Source organism: Chryseobacterium potabilaquae (genome assembly GCF_902728265.1).
Taxonomy (GTDB): domain Bacteria; phylum Bacteroidota; class Bacteroidia; order Flavobacteriales; family Weeksellaceae; genus Chryseobacterium; species Chryseobacterium potabilaquae.
The window spans coordinates 1-2,493 of sequence record NZ_CACVBR010000094.1; the positions used below are offsets into that span (position 1 = coordinate 1).

Annotated in this window: 2 protein-coding genes; both read right to left on the reverse strand. The window is 31.4% G+C overall.

The window, feature by feature from the left end:
- Positions 1-305: 305 nt before the first annotated feature.
- Positions 306-1,346, reverse strand: a complete 1,041-nt coding sequence (locus tag CHRY9293_RS18275) for a PDDEXK nuclease domain-containing protein (RefSeq protein ID WP_162034289.1) — start codon at positions 1,344-1,346, stop codon at positions 306-308.
- Positions 1,347-1,503: 157 nt separating this feature from the next.
- Positions 1,504-1,764 (reverse strand): site-specific integrase, encoded by a 261-nt coding sequence (locus CHRY9293_RS18280; protein WP_162034290.1) that lies wholly within the window; start codon positions 1,762-1,764, stop codon positions 1,504-1,506.
- Positions 1,765-2,493 lie beyond the last annotated feature (729 nt).

Consider the following 2,493-nt stretch of genomic DNA (forward strand, 5'->3'; position numbering starts at 1 on the left):
ATAGGAGTGCATCAAAAAGTGTGGGGCAAATTATGCAACCTCTTTATTTTCTTTTATTTCCATAGTGCTCACTTTCGTTAATCACCCTCTAATGCCTTATCACTGATGTCAAATTCATCCACAAAACAATAATATAAGAACTTATTAATCGTTTTTAAGACTTTCGGATTGATTTTAGTTCTCCGTATGAATAAACACTCCAAACATTCAGCATTTAGTTTTAAGAAATTAATTATGTCTATTTAATTCCTTAAGATTCTTATATTCTTCAAAAATTTGTCTTTGATGGTTTAGGATCGATATATTTACTGGCCTGCACTGTAATCTTCGTTTAATTTATCGATATTTTCTTTTACCAGCTGCTCCAATTGGTAGGTAGCAACTCCTAAAGGTTTATCCAGTCCCCGCATTGCATATTCTACTTTCACATTACTTTTTGAGGCACAAAGTAATAAGCCAACTGTTGGCGCATCGAATGGTGTTTTGATTTTATCATCAACTGCACTAATATAGAAATTTAGTTTGGAAACATATTCCGGCATGAATTCCCCTGCTTTGAGTTCTATTACTACATAGGCATGCAAAACGGTGTGATAAAAAAGTAAATCAATTTTGTAATCGGTGTTATCAACTTCAATGACATATTGTCGTCCTACAAAAGCAAATCCTTTGCCTAGCTCTAAAAGAAAATCGGTTATTTTATTTGTTAGAAGCATTTCTATTTCTAGCTCTTTTACCTTGGTTGTGAGCATTAAAAAATCAAAATGATATGGATCTTTAAAAATACTCTTTGCTAAATCTGATTGATATTCGGGTAATGTCTGTTCAAAATTATTCAAAGCCTTTCCGCTTCTTCTATATAAATTGCTTTGAATTTGTAAAAGCATTACGTCCCTACTCCAATCGTTCTTGGCTGTTTCTGCAATGTAAAATGCTCGTTCTGTAATATCCTTTATTTTTGTAAGAAGACTAATGTGATGATACCAGGTAATTTGTGCAAGTGCCACTTGCACAAATTGTGTTTCAGATTGTGCAAGCGGCACTTGCACTATTGGAAACTGAGGATATGCTTCGGCAAAGCTTTTCATATATTTAAGGTTACGTACTGAAAACCCTTTGCTATCAGGAAAATTATGTATTAAATCTGCAGCTAAAAGATCTATAACTTTGCTGCCCCAACCGTTTTCCTGTTGTTTTTCGATGATTGAATTTCCGATCTCCCAATATAAGGTGAGCATTTCTGAATTAACCTTTAAAGCAGCTTGCGTTTGAGCAACCTTTATCTTATTGAAAATAAATTTCGACCAATCTTTATAGTCATTATTTTGTATAATTTTGCCACTCATCTAAAAGCATAGTTTTGTTATTCCCAAATATAAGTATTAACTACTCATTCAAATAAAAAAACACCATATAAAAATTATACTATGTTTACTTTTTGAACTTCATTTATTAGTAAGGCTTTAGTAGAATAAATCCATTTTATGTTATACTTCTATATGCTTACAAAAAATTATAATGACTATTTCTTATATTTCTTTCCGTATATACTTTATCAAAATAGGTACTTAGACTCAGTATTCTTTCTTTATCTACAGGATTGATATATCGTAAGAACATTTGTTCAGAACTATGTCCTGTGGCCTGCATTAATAAAGATGTAGGAATTTTTCCATAAAAGTTGGAAGCAAAGCTCCGTCTTCCAATATGGCTTGATAAAACCTTCCACTTCTCAATTTTTGTTTCTAGACTCCTATATCCCACCCTTTTTCTTACTTTAAGGGATTCATTGAGGCCAGTATCTTTTTCTGCATTTTCTGTTGAATAAAAGAGATACAGGGTTTTCCACTGATCCTGGATATCTTTTCTCCATTAAACTTCATAAAATCCGAAAAACGTTGCCCTGTATAGCAGCTGATTAATAGCCAATCTTTAGCGGGTTGTAACTCCTGAGGTACTTCTGTATTTTTAATCCTAATAATTTCTTCTTCCGACAGGGTAATGACTGCTTTCTGTTGTTTTTCTTTGCTGGAGTCTTTCTTTTACATATTCTGAAACTTTTACTTTAATATGATCGAGTATCGTATTGAGTTTTTTATACTTTTTAAGGTATATATTGACCGGACATTGCTTGCTTTTATCCCCCTGGTCCCCAGGTAGCCAAAGAGGAGTTCTAAAGGAAAAACTTTGTTGTTTTAAAGAAAAATCGAGAATGTTGAGATGAACTCAAATGTCATTGTTGAATTTTAACGGATTAATTTTCAACAAATCTACTACAAAAAAAGTAGTCCTTATTAGACTACTTTATATACGACAAATATATAATAAAAATTCAAATGTGCAAAAAATAATTCCTTGATTTATAAAACAATGCATACTATATAAGAATAATAAGAAGTCTAAACTCTTTTAAACAAAGCACTCCTCAATACAAATTAGAATTAAAAAAATATTTAAAAATTATTGATTTGATAATCATTATGTTAAATAGGA

Coding starts and splice junctions, on each gene's coding strand:
- CHRY9293_RS18275 (WP_162034289.1), bottom strand. CDS start 1,346: ATGAGTGGCAAAATTATACAAAATAATGACTATAAAGATTGGTCGAAA.